The 13,825-nt window shown below is 70.6% G+C and carries 14 protein-coding genes; 7 read left to right on the top strand and 7 right to left on the bottom strand.

Annotation, left to right across the window (positions count from 1 at the left end; all coding sequences use genetic code 11):
* Positions 1-25: 25 nt before the first annotated feature.
* The 3 genes from AB0O15_RS23315 to AB0O15_RS23305 are packed head-to-tail and all read left to right on the top strand — an operon-like array spanning position 26 to position 1,871.
* On the top strand, positions 26-472 hold the full coding sequence (locus tag AB0O15_RS23315; protein ID WP_364322068.1) for an Lrp/AsnC family transcriptional regulator: 447 nt from the start codon (positions 26-28) through the stop codon (positions 470-472).
* Entirely contained in the window at positions 469-912 is a 444-nt protein-coding gene (locus AB0O15_RS23310; protein WP_364322066.1) for a MarR family winged helix-turn-helix transcriptional regulator, read from the top strand. Before AB0O15_RS23315 ends, AB0O15_RS23310 begins: the two co-directional genes overlap by 4 nt.
* Positions 909-1,871, top strand: coding sequence for a zinc-binding dehydrogenase (locus tag AB0O15_RS23305; protein WP_364322065.1), 963 nt, complete (start codon positions 909-911; stop codon positions 1,869-1,871). Before AB0O15_RS23310 ends, AB0O15_RS23305 begins: the two co-directional genes overlap by 4 nt.
* Here the strand turns inward: AB0O15_RS23305 and AB0O15_RS23300 are convergent.
* From AB0O15_RS23300 to AB0O15_RS23290, 3 genes are read right to left on the bottom strand one after another with little or no spacing between them, the layout of a single operon-like run.
* Positions 1,861-2,544, bottom strand: a complete 684-nt coding sequence (locus tag AB0O15_RS23300; protein WP_364322063.1) for a response regulator — start codon at positions 2,542-2,544, stop codon at positions 1,861-1,863. The genes AB0O15_RS23305 and AB0O15_RS23300 overlap by 11 nt on opposite strands.
* Complete coding sequence (locus AB0O15_RS23295; RefSeq protein WP_364322061.1) at positions 2,537-3,583, bottom strand: DUF4118 domain-containing protein; 1,047 nt, start codon at positions 3,581-3,583, stop codon at positions 2,537-2,539. Before AB0O15_RS23295 ends, AB0O15_RS23300 begins: the two co-directional genes overlap by 8 nt.
* A 44-nt stretch (positions 3,584-3,627) precedes the next feature.
* Positions 3,628-4,896: an isochorismatase family protein gene (locus AB0O15_RS23290; RefSeq protein WP_364322059.1), complete on the bottom strand. Its 1,269-nt coding sequence runs from the start codon at positions 4,894-4,896 to the stop codon at positions 3,628-3,630.
* A gap of 349 nt (positions 4,897-5,245) precedes the next feature.
* Between AB0O15_RS23290 and AB0O15_RS23285 the strand changes: the two genes are divergently transcribed.
* From AB0O15_RS23285 to AB0O15_RS23275, 3 genes are all read left to right on the top strand, one after another.
* Positions 5,246-6,469: a peptidoglycan-binding domain-containing protein gene (locus tag AB0O15_RS23285; RefSeq protein WP_364322057.1), complete on the top strand. Its 1,224-nt coding sequence runs from the start codon at positions 5,246-5,248 to the stop codon at positions 6,467-6,469.
* Between the two features lie 108 nt (positions 6,470-6,577).
* A complete protein-coding gene (locus tag AB0O15_RS23280; protein WP_364322055.1) occupies positions 6,578-7,135 on the top strand; it encodes a DUF1697 domain-containing protein in 558 nt (185 codons plus the stop codon).
* A 56-nt stretch (positions 7,136-7,191) separates the two neighbouring features.
* Entirely contained in the window at positions 7,192-7,773 is a 582-nt protein-coding gene (locus AB0O15_RS23275) for a GIY-YIG nuclease family protein (RefSeq protein ID WP_364322053.1), read from the top strand.
* Here the strand turns inward: AB0O15_RS23275 and AB0O15_RS23270 are convergent.
* Complete coding sequence (locus AB0O15_RS23270) at positions 7,734-8,645, bottom strand: alpha/beta fold hydrolase (protein WP_364322051.1); 912 nt, start codon at positions 8,643-8,645, stop codon at positions 7,734-7,736. The genes AB0O15_RS23275 and AB0O15_RS23270 overlap by 40 nt on opposite strands.
* A gap of 112 nt (positions 8,646-8,757) precedes the next feature.
* On the opposite strand from AB0O15_RS23270, the gene AB0O15_RS23265 reads away from it, so the two are divergent.
* A complete protein-coding gene (locus tag AB0O15_RS23265) occupies positions 8,758-9,339 on the top strand; it encodes a helix-turn-helix domain-containing protein (RefSeq protein WP_364322049.1) in 582 nt (193 codons plus the stop codon).
* Between the two features lie 38 nt (positions 9,340-9,377).
* Here the strand turns inward: AB0O15_RS23265 and AB0O15_RS23260 are convergent, their stop codons facing one another.
* Genes AB0O15_RS23260 through AB0O15_RS23250 form a run of 3 tightly spaced genes read right to left on the bottom strand, consistent with a single transcriptional unit; the run spans position 9,378 to position 13,798 of the window.
* Positions 9,378-10,343, bottom strand: a complete 966-nt coding sequence (locus AB0O15_RS23260; RefSeq protein ID WP_364322047.1) for a methyltransferase — start codon at positions 10,341-10,343, stop codon at positions 9,378-9,380.
* Positions 10,340-12,319 (bottom strand): SGNH/GDSL hydrolase family protein, encoded by a 1,980-nt coding sequence (locus AB0O15_RS23255; RefSeq protein WP_364322044.1) that lies wholly within the window; start codon positions 12,317-12,319, stop codon positions 10,340-10,342. The genes AB0O15_RS23260 and AB0O15_RS23255 overlap by 4 nt, the downstream gene beginning before the upstream one ends.
* Before the next feature lie 15 nt (positions 12,320-12,334).
* Positions 12,335-13,798 (bottom strand): GGDEF domain-containing protein, encoded by a 1,464-nt coding sequence (locus AB0O15_RS23250; protein WP_364322041.1) that lies wholly within the window; start codon positions 13,796-13,798, stop codon positions 12,335-12,337.
* Between the last annotated feature and the right edge of the window lie 27 nt (positions 13,799-13,825).

The raw sequence follows: 13,825 nt of genomic DNA, 5'->3' as shown, positions 1-13,825 counted from the left end.
TTGATGACCCGACTAGGGTGTCGCCGTGGAAGAGATCGACCGGGCGATCGTGGGCGCCCTCACCGCCGACGGCCGATTGTCGTACACCGACCTGGCCGAGCGGGTCGGGCTGAGCGTCTCGGCCGTGCACCAGCGGGTCCGCCGCCTCGAGCAGCGGGGCGTGATCAGCGGCTATACGGCCAAGGTGTCGTACGAGGCGCTGGAGCTGCCGCTGACCGCGTTCGTGGCGATCCGGCCGTTCGACCCCTCCCAGCCCGACGACGCCCCCGAGCGGCTGGCCCATCTCTCCGAGATCGACTCCTGCTACTCGGTGGCCGGTGAAGACTTCTACCTGCTGCTGGTGCGGGTGGCCGGTCCGGCCGACCTGGAGCGTCTGCTGCAACAGATCCGCACGGCGGCCAACGTCACGACCCGCACCACGGTGGTGCTGTCCACCCCGTACGAGAACCGGCCGCCTACGATCGCAGAATGATTCCGTGGAATACATCTCGGCTGGCGGCGTTGTTCGATGACGTGGTCAGGGTGGAGATCGAGCTGTGGGACGCGGTCGATCGGCGGCTGAAGGAGCGCTTCGGGCTGCCCGTGGGGCGGTTCCAGGTGATGCGGGTGATCGCCGGCGGCCAGGGCGTCCGGGTGCAGGACATCGCCGGGACGATGGCGGTCACGGTGGGTGGGATCAGCAAGCTGGTCGACCGGATCGAGGCGGCCGGGCACTGCGTGCGGGTCGCCAAGCCGGGCGATCGGCGTTCCTCGCTCATCGAGATCACGCCGGCCGGCCGGGACCTGGTCGCCGCGGCCGAGGAGGCGCTCGGCGAGGAGCTGAACCGGCTGCTCGAGGGCGTACCGCTGGACGATTTCGCCGGCTCGCTGGCCACTCTGCGAAGCGTGCTCATCGAAAGGAACCCGAGATGAACGACACCATGCGGGCCATCGTGCTGGACGCGCCCGGCCCGCCGTCGGCGCTGGTCGAGCGGCGGCTGCCGATCCCCGAGCCGGAACCGGGCGAGGTGCTGATCAAGGTCAGCGCGTTCGGGCTCAACCGGTCCGAGCTCCATCTGCGGCTCGGCCTGGCCGAGAACGCCACGTTCCCGCGCGTGCCGGGGATCGAGGCGACCGGGGTGGTGGCGGCCGCGCCGGGCGGCGAGTTCGCCGAGGGGCAGCCGGTGATGACGATGATGGGCGGGATGGGCCGGGCCTTCGACGGCGGGTACGCGGAGTACACGCTGGTGCCGGCCGGGCAGGTGATCCCGTTCCGCAGCGACCGCGAGCCGGCCGAGCTGGGCGCGATCCCGGAGACGCTGCAGACCGCGTACGGGTCGCTGACCGTCGGGCTGGACGCGCGGCGCGGGCAGTCGGTACTCATCCGGGGCGGCACGTCGTCGGTCGGCATGACCGCGGCCGTGCTCGCGAAACACTGGGGCCTGACCGTGCTGGCCACCACCCGCAACCCGGCCAAGAAGAGCGCGCTGGAGAACGTCGACCACGTGCTGATCGACGACGGGAACGTGGCCGATCAGGTGCGCGAGATCTTCCCGGACGGGGTCGACGGGGCGATCGAACTGGTCGGCACGCCGACCCTGCCGGACACGTTGCGCGCGGTGCGCGTACACGGGACGGTGTGTTTCTCGGGTCTGCTCTCCGACGAGTGGATCGTGCCGGAGTTCTATCCGATCGGATACCTGCCCGCCGGGGTGCGCCTGACCGGCTACGGGGGCGAGGCCGCGAACCTGCCGGCCGCGGCGCTGCAGGAGTTCCTGGACGCCGGGCTGCGGGTGCCGGTGGCCAAGGTCTATCCGATGGACCGGATCGCCGAGGCGCACGACGACATGGAGCACAACCGGGTGGCCGGCAAGCTCGTCGTCACGGTGTGAAGCGGTAGCCGACGCCCGGCTCGGTGATCAGGTAGCGCGGGCGGGACGGCTCCGGCTCGAGTTTGCGGCGAAGGTTCGCCAGGTGTACGCGCAGGTAGTTGGTCTCGTGCTCGTAGCGCGGGCCCCACACCTCGCGGAGCAGGTCCTTCTGGGTGATCAGCTTGTCCGGGTGACGCACCAGCACCTCGAGCATGTGCCACTCGGTCGGCGTGAGCCGGACCTCGTCCTCGCCGGCCCGGGTCAGCCGCTTGGCGCTGAGGTCGATGGTGAAGTCGGGCGTCGTCACGACGGCGGCGCCCGGCTCGGGGGCGGCCCGGCGCATCGCCGCGCGTACCCGAGCCAGAAGTTCGTCCATCCCGAACGGCTTGGTCACGTAGTCGTCGGCGCCCGCGTCGAGGGCGGCCACCTTCACCGCCTGGGCGTCCCGCGCGGAGAGCACGATGATCGGCGTCGTGGTCCAGCCGCGCAGGCCGCGCACCACCTCGACGCCGTCCAGGTCGGGCAGCCCGAGATCCACGATGACCAGGTCGGGCGGCGATGTGGAGGCGGTTTCGAGCGCGGTACGCCCGTCCGCCGCCGTCGCCACCTGATAGCCGCGGGCGTTCAGGTTGATCCGCAACGCCCGCCGCAGTTGGTCGTCGTCGTCGACCACGAGGATCCGGCCGTCAGCCACCGCCGTCCGCCGCCTCTCCGGCCGCTCTTATCTCGGCCCGCGCCGCCCTCAGGCTGATTCTCATGGTCAGGCCGCCGCCTTCGGTCGGGGTCGCGGTCAGGGTGCCGCCCTGCGCCTCGGTGAAGCCGCGGGCGATGGCCAGCCCGAGGCCGAGCCCGCCGCCGGTGTGGTCGTCGAGCCGCTGGAACGGCGCGAACGCCTCCGCCAGCCGCTCCGGGGCGATGCCCGGCCCATGATCCTCCACGGCCAGGTTGACGTTCACCCCGCCCGTCCACCCGCGGATGGTCACCGGCCCGCCCGCGGCCTGCGCGTTGGCCAGCAGATTGACCAGCACGCGCTCCAGCAGGCCGGCGTCGGCGAGGGCCTCCGGCAGATCGTCGGGTACGTCGACCAGCACGTCCCCGCCGACGTGCAGCACGACCTCGGCCACCACCCAGTCCAGGGCGACCGGGCGCAGGTCGACGGCCAGGGCGCCGGCCTGGAGGCGGCTCACGGCCAGCAGGTTGTCGATGACCGCGGTCAGCCGGTCGGCCGACTCCTCGACCGTTGCCAGCAGCTCGGCCCGATCCTCGGCGCTGAACTCGACGTCGGGCTGCCGCAGACTGCTCACCGAGGCCTTGAGGCCGGCCAGCGGCGTACGCAGATCATGACCCACCGCCCCGAGCAGCGCCGACCGCAACCGATCGGTCTCGGCCAGCCGCGCGGCCTCCGCGGCCCGTGCCGCCGTGGCGTCCACGGCCAGCCCCGCGGCCACCGCCACCAGCAGATACACGGCCAGCGCGACCAGGTTGTCGCCGCCCTGCACGGCCAGCGTCCGGTACGGCGGCACGAAGAACCAGTTGACCAGCAGCTCCGCGGCCACCGCGGCGCCCAGCGCCGGCCACAACCCGCCGAACGCCGCCCCGCCCAGCACCGGCACGAGGAACAGCAGCACGACAACCGGCAGCGACACCTGGTCCCGGAACGGCGCCAGCGCCCCGGTGGCCACCCCGAGCCCGGCCACCGCGGCCACCACTCCCGCCGCCCGCGACCGCCTCACCGGCCGATTCTCGCAAACCCGGTGCGGAATCCGACGTAGGACGGTCAGCCGGCCCGGCGGTAGCGGATGTGGGTGGTCAGCGGCGAGTGAAGCACCTCGACCGGTTCGAAGCCGAACGACTCGACCCCGTCGAAGATGCGCTCGCCCGACCCGAGCAGCACCGGCGCGATGTCGAGGGTGAGCTCGTCGATCACGCCCGCGATCAGGGCCTGCCGAACCGTCGAGGCCCCACCGGCGATGTCCACGCCCTTGTCGCCCGCGACCTCGCGCGCCGCGGCGTAGGCCGCGTCGAAGCCCGCGGTGACGAAATGGAAGGTCGTCCCGCCCTCCATCTCGATCGGGTCATGTTCGTAGTGGGTCAACACGAACACCGGGGCGTGATACGGCGGTTCGGCGCCCCACCACCCGGTCCATTCCTCATCCCAGTCCCCGCGGATCGGCCCGTACATGTTCCGGCCCATCACGTAGGCCCCGCGCGGGCGCATGAGCCACTCGGCGGCGATCTTGTCGGCGTCATTGGCCCGCGGGTCGCCGATGTGCCAGCTGTGCACCTCCCGGCCGCGCTTGCCCAGCGGGTTGTCGCGGCTCTGATCCGGCCCGGCGGCGAAGCCGTCCAGCGAGATCGACATGTGGCACGTGGTGTCCGACATCGCAAACCTCCCAAGCGATTGCAACTTGCAAGCGGTCCTGGCGGACGTTAGCAGGTCGGCGTCGCCCACCCGGCGACCCTCACCAGGAGAGGTATCAGGAGCGACAAAGTCGACCGCCGCAGCACGCGCCACGATGTCGATACCGTCGCCGAGTGCCCACTCCGCGACCCGCGACGCGACCGCCGCGGGGACGACGTCACTGATGTCGGGGGCCGCCGGGATGTCGTAGGTCGCATGCGCGTCGTGTGGCAGCACCACACCAAATCCGAGCCGCAGAGCAGCCCGGGCCGTCGCGCTGACACACATCTCTGACATGACCCCACAGATCGCCAGCCTGCGCACGCCACGACGGTGGAGCAGTCCGCCGAGGTCGGTGTCGTCAAAACCGTCATCGCCGGTCTTGCCGATGACCACCTCGTCGGCGCCCTCGTGGACCGGAAGGTACAGCTCCCACCCCGGCGTGCCCGGCTCGTCCACCTCCCCGGCCGGCCCATCGTTCTGCAGGTGAACGACAACCGCCCCGACCGCCCGCGCCTTCGTCACCAACCCCACGATGGCCTCCGTCAGAGGTGCTGCCGCGGGCACGGCGCCAGCCCCGCAGACGAACGCCACCTGGACGTCCACCACGACCAACGCCTCCGCCAGACGAATCTCCGCAACCACGCCCAACATCATCACGCACGTGACCGGCCAGAAAAAGCCCGACCGCCCGCGCCCTCGTCAAGGTGGAAAGGGCTCAATGATCAATGTGTCCTGGAAAAATGACAATCCCAGTGATCATGCCATTGTGTCGTTGAGCCCTTGCATACCGATCACCGTAAAGGTTCGCGACACGGACGGTCCGCAATGCTCTTGCCTCGAGCCCCGTGAGGCCGGCCGGTATATTTGACCGATCGAGTTTCGGCGGCGGCCCGCTTCGACTGCCGATACGGTCGGTCGGGAACGCAAGGTTACCCTCGTTGCTGCCCGAAGAGGCGCTGCCTTCGATAGCGCTGATTGCGAGCATGACACGATGAGCCTGGGGAGGCCGTCCAAGGAGCAGGGTTCGTCGGCCGAACAAGCGCCTTGTGCCCGAGCCGCTCGGCGCTCCGGCTCGGCCGCGCTGGGTATGTGGGCCTTGCAGCGCGCGGCCGGCAACCGGGCAGTCACACAACTCCTGCACGGGGCGACCGTGCAGCGCCATCCCGCCTTGGAGAGCGAGTTGCTGGGTGGCGAGCCCCGCATGGCGAGTGCGCATGACAACGCACCGCCATTGACGGCGGCGGATGCCAGATCAGATGTAGCGATGATGCAGCAGGGGCTCGCCGCGACTGGTTCTCCGCCGACGCACTCGACGGGAGATTTCGACGGGTTCGATGGCGTCTGGGGTCCCGCAACGACCCGTGCGGTGCGCGATTTCCAGCAGAGGAAGGGCATCGCACCCGGCGGATGGGAGGCGGGCGCCCGGACGCTGTCGGCGCTCGACGGCCTCCTTCCGGCCAGACCGAAGCCGGTGGCCGACGATCTGCCCGAACTGCCGTCCAGCCCGGACGTCCGGCGCGGCGACGAGGATAGCGGGTTGTCCGTAGCCGATCCCGGGACAGGGCCCGTGGCGGAGCCCGTGACCATCGACCAGCAACCTGCGCGGCAACCACCGGCGCCAACACCACCGAGCCCGCAACCGCCTGCACCGAAGCCCAGCAACGACGTAGACAAAGCGGTCGTAGAGGCCGCGTCGAAGTCACCGTCGATCGCGGCGGCGATCGCCCGCGTCAAACGAGAGGGATTCACCTATCACGCGGGAAATCCCGGGCAGTCGGTAACCAACATCGCGCTCAGGCAGATTTTCATCGCGAGCGACGTCTCCCAGTCCGACGCGGTCATACGAGTGATCTACGAGACGGCCAACGCGGAGAACGTAGACCTTTTGAGGGAAGCGGCTAAGTCGAGGACAACGGTCAAGGACGGCACGGCCTGGGCACGCAAGGTGATCGAGGCTGAGACGACGACCGTTCTCACCACGGCCCGTCGGGCCGAGGAGGCCGGGCTGGTGTACAACGCTGCCATTCAGAAAACCATCCGTCCGTTTCTGGTCAAAACCCCGGACGGCCTGTCGTTCAAGCCTGGCGGGTTCGACAAGGCCTTCGCGCTCGTCTTCCGGGACCTGTTCGACAAGGCCAGAACCGATAGCGGCGAGCTCGCCCGTGATGCCTACCGCAAGCAGTGGGAGGAATGGAAGAAGCTTCAAGAACGTTGACCCCGCCCGCGCGGACGGGTTTGAAGTTGACGAGTGTGCGGCGTGTAACCGATTCAGTACCGCCGCTCGGTCGCGCGGCGCACTATCGGTAACGGGTATCATCATCGGGTGAAGACTTTCCTCGTTCTCTTTCGCGGCATCAATGTAGGGGGAAAGAACAAGGTTCCGATGGCGAGCCTGAAGAAGTTCCTCGAAGGGCTCGGGTTCGCCGATGTCTCGACCTACATCGCCAGTGGGAACGCCATTCTGGCGTCGGATCAGGATGCTGACGAGATAGCGTCCCGCATCGAAACGGCGCTGCCCGGACACTTTCTTCTTGACAGCGAGATCATCAAGGTTCTGGTGCTCTCGCGACAGCAATTGCAGTCGGTGGTGGACGACCGGCCGGAAGGCTTCGGTGATCAGCCGGACAAGTTCCACAGCGACGCGATCTTCCTGATGGGTGTCGACGTCGCCGAGGTGATGCCGGTGTTCAATCCGCGCGACGGCGTCGACCGGGTGTGGCCGGGTAATGGCGTCGTCTATTCGCAGCGCCTCAGCGCTCAGCGCACCAAGAGCCGGCTCAGCTCGATCATCACCTCACCGCTCTACAGGTCGATGACCATTCGCAGCTGGGCCACGACGAGGAAATTGTCGGAAATGCTGGTCATGAGAGACGCTCAATAGCGTCGCGGCCCAACCGGTGTGCCGGCCGGCCGGGCACGACGCCTAACATGGGCTCGATGACCACTTCCGGAATGCGACACGACGACGTCCCGACCGACCAGGCCAGGGTGGAGGAGGCGCTGCGGCTGCTGTCCGGCCTGCCCCTCGAGCTCGACGTTGCCGTCAAAGGGCTCAGCCGGGGCAGCGGGGTCTACGCGTGGTGGGCCGACTCCTCGGTCCTTGCCGACCTGCCGGGGCCGCCGAACGAGAACGACCCGTCGCTGCGGCTGCTCTACCTCGGAAGGGCCACCAACCTGCGGGGCCGGATTCTGCGCAACCATCTGAGGCGGTCGGGCAACTCGACCCTGCGCCGCACGCTGGTGGGCCTTCTGGTGTCCGAGGGCTATCGGACGATGTGGACCAACCGGGTGGTCCTGGTTCCCGAGGACGAGCAGCGGCTGTCCGCGTGGATGCACGCTCACCTGCGGTTGACCTGGGCCGAGGACGCGGAGCCGGCGGTGGTCGAGGCCGCGCTGGTCCGGCGCCTGCACCCGCCGCTCAACGTTCACGGCGTCGACCCGGAACACCTTCAGGCGGCCGTGGTCGCGGCCAAGGACGCCTACAACGTCTCGGCCGGCCCGGACGACACCGGCCGGTAGTCGATGCGCCCGGCGGGGCCGGGGGACGCCACGATCTTCGGCCAGGCGGTGTTGTCGATGTCGAGCGCCTTGAGCAGGAAGGCCCACGACGCCCGCCGGACCAGGTCGACGCGGTCGGGGCTCTCGTCGGTGGTGTCGGCCGCCCGGTAGCCGTGGATGCCGCCGAGGGAGTGCTCGCCGCCGAAGATCGTCAGCAGGCTCTCGGCGCCGGGGCTGAGGTCGTACACGTCGGTGAACCAGTCGGGGCCCCGGGTGGACAGCTGTGACTGGTCGTGGTCGCCGGCCACCACCAGGGTGGGTGTGGTCAGCTCGGTGAAGTCGGGGCTCATGAAGGAGAAGTGCTCCCGGGCGAACGGCGAGAGGTCGTCGCCGCCGAGGCCGGTCGTGGCCAGGAGGACGCCGGCCTTGACCCGCTTGTCGGTCGCGCTCGGGCCGGGCCGGCCGTCGGCGTCGAGCACGCGGGCGCCCAGCAGCATCCCGGCCGACTGGCCGCCCCAGGAATGGCCGGCCACCGCGAGCCGTTCCTGGTCGACCCGCCCGGCCAGGCCGGGGATCGCGGTGAGGATCGTGTCGAGGTCGTCGATCACCCGGACGAGGTCGGCGACGCGGGTGCGCCAGATCTCCGGGTAGCGCGGGTCGGCGGGGGTGAGGCCGAGCGTGGCCGAGTCGAGGAAGGTGGGCTGGACCACGACCAGGCCGTTGTCGGCCCAGAAGTCGACGAGCGGGTCGTACGAGTCCATGGCCTGCCCGAACCCGTGCGCGAACACGACGACGGGCAGGTCGCGCCCGGTGGCCGGGGCCGAGACGCGGACCTGAAGGTCGTCGCCGCGGTGAGGCGCCGGCAGGACGACCGGTTTGGCTGACAGGAGCATGAGTGGTCCTCTCGCTAGAATCGGAGCAGCGTTCCGGTTCACTATACGGAGCAATGCTCCGTTTCGACAAGGGAAACCGCGAGCGGACCCGAGAGCGTGGGAGGATGCACGGATGTCTGCGACCCCGAAGCGCCGCGCGGACGTGGAACGCAATGAGCGCGCCCTGCTCGACGCGGCCGCCACGGTGTTCGCCACCTCCGGCGTCGACGCGACCGTGCGCGAGGTCGCGGCGGCGGCCGGCGTGGGCATGGGGACGCTGTACCGGCACTTCCCGACCCGGGCCGATCTTGTGGTCGCCGTCTACCGGCACCAGATCGACGCGTGCGCCGACGCCGGCCCGGCCCTGCTGGCCTCAGCGTCGTCGCCGTTCGCCGCCCTGCTCGACTGGATCCACCTGTTCGTCGACTTCCTCGGCACCAAACACGGCCTGGCCTCGGTGATGCAGGGCGACCCGACCGGTTTCTCGGCGCTGCACACGCTCTTCCTCGACCGGCTGATGCCGGTCCTGTCCGACCTGCTGACCGCGGCCCGGGCCGAGGGCGAGGTCGTCGCCGACATCAGCGCCTACGAACTGCTCCGAGCGGTCGGCGACCTGTGCGCCTGGGCCGTGCCGGACTCGGACTACGACGTCCGCCGGATCGTCACCCTGCTGGTCACCGGCCTCCGCCAGGAACAACCCAAGCCGAACGGCTGACCCCGTCGCGTCGTGGATCAGGTGGTCGGGCCAGCCACCTACCGGTGGTACTCGACGATCAGGCGGTTGCCGCCGGGGGTCACCGACGAGAACGTCAGCCCGGCCGCGGCGGCGACCTCGTTCAGCTGGTCGACGGTGCGGTCGCGGCCGCGCACGTAGCAGAGCATCCGCAGGTCGCCCGAGGTGAACCGGTCGTCGCCGATGTTGTCCTCGATGACCAGGACCTTGCCGGTGTCACCGGCCGCCGCCGCGCACCGCCGCAGGATCCGCACGGCCGACTCGTCGTCCCAGTCGTGGATCACCCCGGAGAGCAGGTAGCCCCCGGCCCCGGCCGGCAGCGGGGCGAAGAAGCTGCCCACCTGGGCGTCGGCGCGGGCCGTGAGCCCGGCCGCCGCGATCGCCGTGGTCGCGCGGGCCACCGGGCCGGCCAGGTCGACGACCGTGCCGCGCAGATCGTCGTGGGCTTGCAGGATGGCGATCAGCAGGGTTCCGTTCCCGCCGCCGACGTCGACCAGACGACCAAGATCGCCCCACGGGTACGCCGAGGCGATCTCCCCGGCGTCGCCGCCCAGCCGCCCGCCCATCAGCGCGTCGAAGGTCGCCGAGAGGGCCGGATCACCGCTCACGTCGTCCCAGAACTCCCGCCCGTACTGCTGTGGGTAGGCCGCCTCACCGGTCCGTACCGAGTGCAGCAGGTGGACGAACGACAACTCGGCCCGCCCGACCGCTCCCGCGATGTCGAGCCAGGCCCGCTGCCCGTCCGGGTGGTCGTCGCGCAGCAGCTCGCCGAGGGCGGTGAGCCCGTACGACGGCGTCAGCACACCCGCGGTCACCAGATGGGCCATCAGCCGGTCGAGCGCATCGGGGTCGGCGCCCACCAACGGGGCCAGGGCCGCGGGCGAGGTCACCCCGGCCGCGATGTGATCGGCCAGCCGCAGCGTGGCCGCCACCCGGACCGCCATCGGCGTCACCAGATCGGCCACGGCCCACAGATCGTCGCTCATGGTGAATCCTCCGTAGATCGACGTCGCCAGGTGAAGAAGCCGACCGCGACGAGCCAGGCGCCCAGCACGGTCGCGAAGAACGCGAGCAGGCCCCACCGGGCCAGGAGCAGGTGGCCGATCTGCTTCAGCGTCCAGTCCGTACCCTGCGGCCGGCAGGTGCCCTGGTCGTCGCCGTACCCGAGCTGGCACAGCGGCGCCTCGGCCCGGGCCTCCTGGGCCGCCTGGGTCAGGGTCTTGGAGGATTGGGCGGTCAGCGCGGCCTGCTGCCGGTCGCGCGCGAGGGCGCTGATCGCCACCCGTGGCGGGAGCGGCGACGGCTGCCGGGCCAGCCAGCCCTGGAACGTGCGGGACATCGCCGCGTGGCCGCGTTCGTTCGGGTGCAGGCTGCTGTGCGACCAGTTCCGCGGGTTGTAGCGCTCCTCGGCGCCGCCCCGCACCGACCGCAGCCCGACGAAGTTGAGGCCGGGCCGCCCGTCGTTCCGCGGGTCGCAGAGCTGGAGGTGCTCGGACGCCAGGGCGCGCTGCATGTCGTCGACGACGTGGAAGCCGAACTCGCCGGCCGTCCGGGTGATCACGCCGTTGAGCTGCCCGACGTAGTCGTGCAGGAACTCCTTCTCGCGGCGGGACAGGGCGAGCTGGTTGCAGCCCCGGGTGAGCTGGATCGGGTCGGGATAGGGCACGATCGCGACGGGTACGCCGGGGAAGCTGTCGTCCACGGCCACATAGGTCGCCCGCAGGTTGCGTTCCACCTGGGCCAGCGACGTGGTCCACAGGTCGGCCTTCTCGTCGCAGGAGCCGGGGGCCAGGCACATCTGCCCGATGGTCGAGAAGCCGGCGTCGTTGCCGCCGACGCTCAGCACCACCATGGCCGGCGTGAAGCCCTTCTGCTGCTGGTACTGCTGAAGCTGCGTCTGCGCGGACCGGTCCGGCACGGCCGCGGGCACGCCCTTGCGGGTGAGCGTCACGTCGGCCGGCGGGTCGGCCGGCGGCTGCGGGAGGACGTTCCAGGTGCGGGCGCCGGAGCAGGCCAGGAAGTCCAGCCCGTCGAACGCGGGGCTCCGCGCGGCGAGCACGGCCCAGGCGGTGGGGGAGCGGCGGCACTGGTCGCCGCGATCCGGGTCGGCCTCGTCCGTACCCTGGTAGTAGATCGACGCCCCTTCACCGGACATGAAGGAGTCGCCCAGCGCGACCAGCACCCGCTGCCGGCCCTGCACCTCGAGGTGGCCGGGCTCGCCGGCCGGGCGCGGGGTCACGCCCATCGCCGCGATCAACGACATGATGAGGACGACGTCCGCCTGCGTCGCCGAGGCCATGGCCACGACCAGCACCGCGATCGCCCCCAGCACCCACAGGACCAGGGAGGAGTGGCTGATCCGGACACCGAGATATCCCGTCGCGCCCAGCAGGAGCAGACCCAGAAAGCCGAGGATCAGCGCGTACGGTGTCCGCACGGTGTTGATCGTCTGTTCCGCCCCGATGGTCAGCGCGAGCGGCAGGAAGAGCAGCACACCGAGGGCGAGCACGATGCCGGCCGCGAGCCGCCACGACGTCAGCCACAGCAGGGCCGACCCGGCCACGGTCAGCAGCACCGCGATGACCGTCAGCCCGAGCCCGAGCCGCCGCGGCAGGCCGGGGCGCTGCCGCCAGGCCGCGACCGCGCTGCCGGACAGCAGGTAGATCAGGAACAGCCCGCCGAGCAGCGTGCCGCTCCAGTGCTTGACGAACCAGAGCGTGATCAGCCCGGCGGCGGCCAGCAGCCCGAGGCCCCACAGCCAGGCCGGGACGACCTCCTGCCGGCCGCCCAGGCTCTGCGCGTACTGACCGGCGATCCACACCGCGGCGATCGCGACGTAGAGGAAGAAGACGCCGACGACCACGAAGGACGGCATGCCGGGGCGGGCCACCGCGAGCAGGGCGGCGAGAGCGAGCACGAAGAAGGCGGTACGCCGGTAGGCGCCACGACGCGCGATGTCCACGCCGACACCCTAGAGCTAACGGCTCGGCGTCCTGTTCTTCTTGGACTCGTACATCGCCATGTCGGCGCGGGCGACCACGTCGTCGGTGGCGAGTTCCTCCGGCTCGGACAGTGCCACGCCGATGCTGGCGCTGGGCTGGACCACGGTCTCGCCGACGTCGATCGGCTCGGCCATCGCCGCCCGGATCCGCCGGATGACCGCCTGGGCCTGCGCCTCGTCGGTGAGCTCGGGCAGCACGATGGCGAACTCGTCACCACCCAGCCGGGCCACCAGGTCGGAGCCGAGCACACAGCGGCGCAGCAGGTCGCCGAAGCCGACCAGCAACTGGTCGCCGGCCCGGTGGCCGAGCGTGTCGTTGATCTGCTTGAAGCCGTTCATGTCGATGATCAGCACGCCGACCCGGGTGCCGTTGCGGGCCGCCTTGGCCAGGGCGCGCGGCAGCACCTCGTACAGCTGGAAGCGGTTGGCCAGCCCGGTCAGCCCGTCGGTGACGGCCAGCCGCCGGCTCTCCTGCGCGGCGATCATCTGCCGCGCGAAGACCAGCGACGACACGATGATCGCCCCGGCGATCAGGCCGCCGGCCGGGTACGGCTCCTTGGCGCCGACCTCGAGCAGCAGCAGGGCGTAGCCGGGGATCACGGTCACGTAGGGCCAGCGCGGCGGGCGCGAGGAGGCGCCGCCCTCGGTGGCCCAGCGGATCCGGTCGGGGCGGCGGCAGTACAAGCGCTGCACGTACGGGGCGAGCATGAACAGGAACATGCCGCCGGTCCACAGTGTGGTCTGCAGGGCGGTCGGCATCACCGGCCCGCCGTGGTTGATCACGTACGCCCGGATCATGTCCCCGGTGAGGATCATGACCACCGCGGCGACCAGCACCAGCAGCGGGCGGTGGGCGGCGGCCGCGCCGGGCCCGCGGAGCAGCACCACGCTGATGCAGAAGAGCAGCGCCGCGCCGAAGAGCGGGTGCACGACGCTGGGCACGATCTCCCGCCACGTCGACGTGGCGTCGTCCCGCAGGGCCGGGCTGACCACGAAGAACCACAGCACCATGGCGGTTCCCACGCCGACCAGGGTGGCGTCGAGACGCAGCTTGGCCCGTTCGGCGCTGCTGCCGGGCAGCCGCGCGAAGGCCAGGATGCCGATCAGCGTGGCCACGGCGATGAGCAGCCGGCCGATGTCCGGCGGGCTGGGGAAGCCCTGCCCCGGGTAGACCGCGTACAGCACGATGGTCACCGGCCACAGCACGTAGACCGGCAGCATCATCCGCCACGCCCGCCTCAGATGTCTCGGCAGCTCGCGGCCCAGGCGGGCGGTGCGGATCGCGAAGGCGAGCCCGAGCACGGCGAAGAACAGCTGGGCGAACCCGGCCACGGCGTTGAACAGCGGCCTGGTCGACGAGCCGGACACCTGGATCGCGACGATCGAGAACGCGCCCAGGGCCAGCAGCACCACCAGCCCAGTCGTGTCCCACCTGCGCATGCCGGTCCCCATGCCCCCTCTGATCGA

This window comes from Actinoplanes sp. NPDC089786 (assembly GCF_040684855.1).
In the GTDB taxonomy this organism is placed as follows: domain Bacteria; phylum Actinomycetota; class Actinomycetes; order Mycobacteriales; family Micromonosporaceae; genus Actinoplanes.
The sequence above is the reverse complement of the archived record's forward strand: the minus strand, read 5'-3'. Positions and strand labels throughout refer to the sequence as shown.

Coding starts and splice junctions, on each gene's coding strand:
- AB0O15_RS23310 (WP_364322066.1), top strand. CDS start 469: ATGATTCCGTGGAATACATCTCGGCTGGCGGCGTTGTTCGATGACGTG.
- AB0O15_RS23305 (WP_364322065.1), top strand. CDS start 909: ATGAACGACACCATGCGGGCCATCGTGCTGGACGCGCCCGGCCCGCCG.
- AB0O15_RS23285 (WP_364322057.1), top strand. CDS start 5,246: ATGAGCCTGGGGAGGCCGTCCAAGGAGCAGGGTTCGTCGGCCGAACAA.
- AB0O15_RS23275 (WP_364322053.1), top strand. CDS start 7,192: ATGACCACTTCCGGAATGCGACACGACGACGTCCCGACCGACCAGGCC.
- AB0O15_RS23270 (WP_364322051.1), bottom strand. CDS start 8,645: ATGCTCCTGTCAGCCAAACCGGTCGTCCTGCCGGCGCCTCACCGCGGC.
- AB0O15_RS23265 (WP_364322049.1), top strand. CDS start 8,758: ATGTCTGCGACCCCGAAGCGCCGCGCGGACGTGGAACGCAATGAGCGC.
- AB0O15_RS23260 (WP_364322047.1), bottom strand. CDS start 10,343: ATGAGCGACGATCTGTGGGCCGTGGCCGATCTGGTGACGCCGATGGCG.
- AB0O15_RS23250 (WP_364322041.1), bottom strand. CDS start 13,798: ATGCGCAGGTGGGACACGACTGGGCTGGTGGTGCTGCTGGCCCTGGGC.